We start from the raw sequence: 5,478 nt of genomic DNA on the forward strand, positions 1-5,478 counted from the left end.
CGGCGGCGCCGGAACCCGTTCGACGCGCCCGGCCTGGACGAGGAGAAGCTGGACCAGACCCTGGAGGAGTTCTCCGGGGAGGACGACTCGGATCCGGATCCGGACCCGGACGGGCCCGGCGGGGGCGGTCGGGGCGGGCAGCCGGCTCCCGACGACGCCGGGCCGCAGGGCGGTCACACCGCCCTCCGGCCCGAGGCCGGGGAGGGTGGCGAGCCGCAGCCGTCGGGCGCCGGGGAGCAGTCGGCGGTGCGGGCGGCGGAGCCGTTCCGGGCGAAGGTGCTGAGCGTGCCCGGCATCGGCGAGGGTGCCGCGGGGCGGCGCTCGCGGGCGCGGACGGAGCACGGCCGCACGACCGGGGCCCGGCGGCCGCAGGGCACGCTGACCAAGCTGCACCTGGCCGCGACCGTGCAGGCGGCGGCCCCGCATCAGCGGGTGCGCGGCCGGTCCGGGCCGGGTCTGGTGGTCCGCCGGGACGATCTGCGGCAGGCGACCCGGGAGGGCCGCGAGGGCAACCTCGTGCTGTTCGTGGTCGACGCCTCGGGGTCGATGGCCGCGCGGCAGCGGATGAGCGCGGTGAAGGGTGCCGTGCTGTCGCTGCTGCTGGACGCCTACCAGCGGCGGGACAAGGTGGGGCTGGTGACCTTCCGGGGGGCGGCGGCCGAGGTGGCGCTGCCGCCGACGTCGTCCGTGGACGCCGCCGCAGCGCGGCTGGAGTCGCTGCCGACGGGCGGCCGTACGCCGCTCGCGGCGGGGCTGCTGAAGGCGCATGACGTGCTGCGGGTGGAGCGGCTGCGGGACGCCGCGCGCCGGCCGCTGGTGGTCGTGGTGACGGACGGGCGGGCGACCGGTGGGCCCGAGCCGGTGGCGCTGGCCGGGCGGGCCGCGCGGCTGTTCGCGGCCGAGGGGGTCGCGTCGGTGGTCGTGGACTGCGAGTCGGGGCCGGTGCGGCTGGGGCTGGCGGGGCAGCTCGCCGCCGAGCTGGGCGGTACGGCGGTGACGCTGGACGAGCTGCGCGCGGACAGCATCGCCGGTCTGGTGAAGGACGTGACGAGGAGGGCCGCGTAATGCCGCAGGGACAGCCGAGTGTGGTTCCGGACGATGGTCTGACGACGCGTCAGCGGCGGAACCGGCCGCTCGTCGTCGTGCACACCGGGGTCGGCAAGGGCAAGTCGACGGCCGCCTTCGGGCTGGCGCTGCGCGCCTGGAACCAGGGGTGGCCGATCGGGGTGTTCCAGTTCGTCAAGTCGGCGAAGTGGAAGGTCGGCGAGGAGCGGGCGCTGCGGGTGCTCGGGGACTCCGGCGAGGGCGGGACCGTCGCCTGGCACAAGATGGGCGAGGGCTGGTCCTGGGTGCAGCGCGACGCGCAGATGGACAACGAGGAGAAGGCCCGCGAGGGCTGGGAGCAGGTCAAGCGGGACCTGGCGGACGAGACGTACCGGCTGTACGTGCTGGACGAGTTCGCGTACCCCATGCACTGGGGCTGGGTGGACACGGACGAGGTCGTGCAGGTGCTGCGCGACCGTCCGGGGACCCAGCACGTCGTCATCACCGGGCGCAACGCGCCGGAGAAGCTGGTCGGCTTCGCCGACCTGGTGACCGACATGTCCAAGGTGAAGCACCCCATGGACGTCGGGCAGAAGGGGCAGAGGGGCATCGAGTGGTGAACCCCCCCTCGTCCGTTCCCCGGCTGGTGGTCGCCGCGCCCTCGTCCGGGAGCGGCAAGACCACCGTCGCCACGGGGCTGATGGCCGCGTTCGCCGCGCGGGGGCTCGCCGTGTCCCCGCACAAGGTGGGGCCGGACTACATCGACCCCGGCTACCACGCGCTCGCGACCGGACGGGTGGGCCGCAACCTCGACGCGTACCTGTGCGGGCCGGAGCTGGTCGCTCCGCTGTTCGCGCACGGCGCCCGGGGGTGTGACCTCGCCGTCGTCGAGGGTGTGATGGGGCTGTACGACGGGGCGGCCGGGGAGGGCGAGCTGGCGTCCACCGCGCAGGTGGCGAAGCTGCTGCGGGCACCGGTGGTGCTGGTGGTGGACGCGTCGTCGCAGTCGCGGTCGGTGGCGGCGCTGGTGCACGGGTTCGCGTCCTGGGATCCGCGGGTGCGGATCGGCGGCGTGATCCTCAACAAGGTCGGCTCCGACCGGCACGAGGCGCTGCTGCGGGAGGCGCTGGACTCGTCCGGGGTGCCGGTCCTCGGGGTGCTGCGGCGGGCGCCGCAGGTGGACACGCCGTCGCGGCACCTGGGTCTCGTGCCGGTCGCCGAGCGGCGCGGCGCGGCGGTGGAGGCCGTGGCGGCGATGGCCGCGCAGGTCGAGGCCGGCTGCGATCTGGAGGCGCTGGCGGGGCTGGCGCGCGGTGCGGGCCCGTTGTCGTGCGAGGAGTGGGAGCCGCCGGTGGTCTCCGGCGGGACGCGCCCCGTGGTCGCCGTGGCCGGTGGCGCGGCGTTCACGTTCTCGTACGCCGAGCACGCCGAGCTGCTGACCGCCGCGGGCGCCGAGGTGGTGACCTTCGATCCGCTGCGGGACGAGGCGCTGCCCGAGGGTACGGCGGGGCTGGTGATCGGCGGCGGGTTCCCGGAGGTGTACGCCGGTGAGCTGTCCGCCAACGAGCCGCTGCGGGGGGCGGTCGGCGAGCTGGCGCGTTCCGGCGCCCCCGTGGCCGCCGAGTGCGCGGGGTTGCTGTACCTGTGCCGGGAACTGGACGGGCAGCCGATGTGCGGGGTGCTGGACGCCTCCGCGCGGATGAGCGAGCGGCTGACCCTCGGCTACCGGGACGCGGTGGCCGTGGGCGACAGTGTGCTGGCGCCGGCCGGGACGCGGATGCGGGGGCACGAGTTCCACCGCACGGTCGTCGAGCCCGGCGCCGGGGCGGCCCCGGCGTGGGGGGTGCGGGCGCCCGAGCGGCGCGTCGAAGGTTTCGTACAGCGCGGTGTGCACGCGAGTTATCTGCACACGCACTGGGCGTCCGAGCCCGGTGTCGCCCGTCGGTTCGTGGAGAGGTGCCGGACGTCATGAGCAGCAGGCTGATCGGGGTCGGGGTCGGTCCGGGCGACCCGGAGCTGGTGACCGTGAAGGGCGTGAACGCGCTGCGGGCCGCCGAGGTCGTGGTGGTGCCGGTCATGGACACGGGCGAGCGGGGGCGCGCGGAGGCGACCGTGCTGCACTACGTGCCCGAGGAGAAGGTCGTCCGGGTGGTGTTCGCGCTGAACGAGCGGACGGACCGGGCACGGCGCGAGGCAGCGTGGGACACGGCCGGCGAGCGGGTCGCGGAGCTGCTGCGGGCGCGGGGTTCGGTGGCGTTCGCGACCATCGGGGACCCGAACGTGTACTCGACGTTCACCTATCTCGCGCAGACCGTCGCCGGGCTGGTGCCGGGCACGGTCGTCGAGACGGTGCCCGGGATCACCGCCATGCAGGATCTCGCGGCCCGCTCGGGCGCCGTGCTGACGGAGGGCACCGAGCCGCTGACGCTGGTGCCGGTGACGGCGGGCGCGGCCGTGCTGAAGGACGCGCTGAACGGGCCGGGCACGGTCGTGGCGTACAAGTTCGGGCGGCAGGCCGCCGAGGTCGCCGAGGCGCTGCGCGACAGCGGGCGGCTCGACGGTGCCGTGTGGGGTTCCGCGCTGGGGCTGCCGGAGGAGTCGATCCGGCCGGCCGCCGAGCTGGACGGGGCCGCGCTGCCGTACCTGTCGACGCTGATCGCGCCCGCGCGCCGGGACGGCGGGCGGGGCGGGAAGCTGTGAGCCGCCGTCCCGGCGGGCGGTCACTCGGCGATGCCGACCACCAGCCAGATGAACGCCGCGCCCGCGACCGTGCACAGCAGGGTCGGGCGGGCCGGGTGCTCGTGGTGGGCCTCGGGCAGGATCTCGGCCGCCGCGAGATAGAGCAGCGCGCCGCCGAAGAAGCCGAGGTAGCCGCCGAGCACGGGCTCGGGGATGGTGAACAGCAGCGTGGAGGCCGCCCCTGCGACCGGGGCGACCGCGTCCGCGACCAGCATGGCGACGGCGCGGCGGCGGGCGTTGCCGTAGACGGTCGTCAGGGTGAAGGTGTTGAAACCGTCCGCGAAGTCGTGGGCGATCACGGCGAGCGCGACGGCGACGCCCATGCCGTGGCCGACCTGGAAGGCGGCGCCGATGGCGACCCCGTCCATGGCGCTGTGGCCGACCATCGCGGCGGCGGCGGTGAGGCCCACCTCGGGCGTCCGGCCGTCGTGCTCCCCGGCGCCGTGCGCCGCCTGACGAGCCGCCAGCAGACGTTCCACCAGATGGGCTACGAGGAATCCGGCCACGAAGAGCAGCAGGGCCGCCGGGACGCCGTGCACCTCGGTGCCCGCGGCCTCCAGCGCCTCCGGCAGCAGGTCCAGGCCGACGACGCCCAGCATCAGGCCGCCGGCCAGGCCCAGCACCAGATGGCGGCGGTCGGTCACGCGCTGTGCCGTCCAGCCGCCGGCCAGCGTCATCAGGAACGCGCCGAGCGCGACGAAGACCGCCATGTGCCCTTGCTATCCGATCGGCGGCGGGTCGCGCACGTCCGGCCCGGCCCGCGCCGGGCACGCGTCGCACCCGCTCGATCCCGCACCGCTTCCGTGTCGAACCCGCGTTGAACCCGCGTTGACTTCCGTACGAGAGGAACCGACCCCATGGCCGACACCCCTGCCGGCAAGGTGACCTTCGTCGGTGCCGGCCCCGGCGCCGCCGACCTGCTGACCTTTCGCGCCGCGCGCGCGATCGCCGAGGCCGACATCGTGATCTGGGCGGCGAGCCTGGTCCAGGCGGAGGTCCTGGAGCACGCGCGCGAGGACGCGCAGGTCCTGGACTCGGCGACGATGTCCCTGGAGGACGTGGTCGCCGTCTACGAGCGGGCGCGCACCGAGGGCCTGAAGGTGGCCCGGATCCACTCCGGCGACCCGGCGCTGTGGGGCGGCACCCAGGAGCAGCTGGACCGCTGCCACGAGATCGGCATCGCCACCGAGGTGGTGCCGGGCGTGTCGTCCTTCTCGGCGGTCGCCGCGCTGGCGCAGCGGGAGCTGACCATCCCGGAGGTCGCGCAGTCGGTGGTGCTGACCCGGCTGGGCGGCGGCAAGACGCCGATGCCGCCGGGCGAGGAGGTCCGCGAGTTCGCCAAGCACGGCACGACCATGGCGGTGTTCCTGTCGGCGGCGCGCAGCGGGCAGCTGGTGCGGGAGCTGCTGGAGGGCGGCTATCCGACGACGACGCCGGTGGTCGTGGCGTACCAGGCGACCTGGCCGGAGGAGCTGGTCGTGAAGTGCACGATCGGCACGCTGGAGGAGACCGTCAAGGAGCACAAGCTGTGGAAGCACACGCTGTTCCTGGTCGGTCCGGCCCTGGACGCGCACGGCACCCGCTCGCACCTGTACCACCCGGGGCACTTCCACGGGTACCGCAAGGCCGACCCGGAGGCCCGCAGGGCGCTGCGCGCGCGGGGTACCCGGACGTGATCACGGTCATCGGCACGGG

At 75.2% G+C, this 5,478-nt stretch carries 6 protein-coding genes; 5 read left to right on the forward strand and 1 reads right to left on the reverse strand.

What is annotated here, in order from left to right; all coding sequences use genetic code 11:
* The 4 genes from CCN42_RS33005 to cobI all read left to right on the forward strand — a co-directional run.
* Nucleotides 1–1,065 (forward strand): vWA domain-containing protein (locus CCN42_RS33005; RefSeq protein WP_143662102.1); only part of this gene is annotated, 1,065 nt, incomplete at its 5' end.
* Nucleotides 1,065–1,664 (forward strand): cob(I)yrinic acid a,c-diamide adenosyltransferase, encoded by a 600-nt coding sequence (gene cobO, locus CCN42_RS33010; protein ID WP_086171382.1) that lies wholly within the window; start codon nt 1,065–1,067, stop codon nt 1,662–1,664. The genes CCN42_RS33005 and cobO, both read left to right, overlap by 1 nt.
* The gene (locus CCN42_RS33015) at nt 1,658–3,016 is read left to right on the forward strand and encodes a cobyrinic acid a,c-diamide synthase CobB (protein ID WP_422641227.1); all 1,359 of its coding nucleotides are present in this window, start codon (nt 1,658–1,660) and stop codon (nt 3,014–3,016) included. Before cobO ends, CCN42_RS33015 begins: the two co-directional genes overlap by 7 nt.
* Nucleotides 3,013–3,744, forward strand: a complete 732-nt coding sequence (cobI, locus tag CCN42_RS33020) for a precorrin-2 C(20)-methyltransferase (protein ID WP_086171386.1) — start codon at nt 3,013–3,015, stop codon at nt 3,742–3,744. Before CCN42_RS33015 ends, cobI begins: the two co-directional genes overlap by 4 nt.
* A gap of 20 nt (nt 3,745–3,764) precedes the next feature.
* Here cobI and CCN42_RS33025 read toward each other — a convergent pair whose 3' ends face one another.
* On the reverse strand, nt 3,765–4,493 hold the full coding sequence (locus tag CCN42_RS33025; protein WP_086741085.1) for a ZIP family metal transporter: 729 nt from the start codon (nt 4,491–4,493) through the stop codon (nt 3,765–3,767).
* Between the two features lie 147 nt (nt 4,494–4,640).
* Between CCN42_RS33025 and cobM the strand changes: the two genes are divergently transcribed.
* On the forward strand, nt 4,641–5,459 hold the full coding sequence (cobM, locus tag CCN42_RS33030; protein WP_086741087.1) for a precorrin-4 C(11)-methyltransferase: 819 nt from the start codon (nt 4,641–4,643) through the stop codon (nt 5,457–5,459).
* Nucleotides 5,460–5,478: the final 19 nt, after the last annotated feature.

The organism is Streptomyces glaucescens (genome assembly GCF_002154375.1).
In the GTDB taxonomy this organism is placed as follows: domain Bacteria; phylum Actinomycetota; class Actinomycetes; order Streptomycetales; family Streptomycetaceae; genus Streptomyces; species Streptomyces glaucescens.